At 39.7% G+C, this 446-nt stretch carries 1 protein-coding gene; it reads left to right on the plus strand.

Translation table 11 applies throughout. From position 1 onward, the window contains the following. Positions 1-446 (plus strand): DUF2931 domain-containing protein (locus tag H5232_RS23645; RefSeq protein ID WP_182831721.1); only part of this gene is annotated, 446 nt, incomplete at both ends.

The following is a 446-nucleotide window of genomic DNA, read 5'->3' on the forward strand; positions in this document are numbered from 1 at the left end:
TGTGCAACAACAGGTGAAATAGATTATATGGTTGTATCGGGTTCAACGGATGAAGGTAATGATATATTCGTGACTTTAATTAAGTTTGATGACCAGTGGGATGTACCCGCAGGAACTATGTCTTGCTGCAGAGCCACAGCGGGGGCTATGGTTGGAGTATATGATAGGGTATTCCCAGGAAAAGTCGCGGTTGAATGGTTAGATAAGTCAGAAAATAGAATTTACTTTGGTGAAGTGGCAATAGACAAAAAAGGTTACAAATTAGCTAAATCTCTCCCTTATTTTACTTTATCGACAGGTGAGGTATTTAAGAAAATAAAACCATATTTAATAGTCGGTATGGGTGAATCAGGTGAAATCAAAGTTTGGATTTCAAATACACCATCTGCTGGGTTTACAGGCCATGTATTACACGAACTAGGCTCAGGGCAAGCTCAATGGCGTGA

It is taken from the genome of Pseudoalteromonas sp. SG41-5 (assembly GCF_014164495.1).
Taxonomy (GTDB): domain Bacteria; phylum Pseudomonadota; class Gammaproteobacteria; order Enterobacterales; family Alteromonadaceae; genus Pseudoalteromonas; species Pseudoalteromonas rhizosphaerae.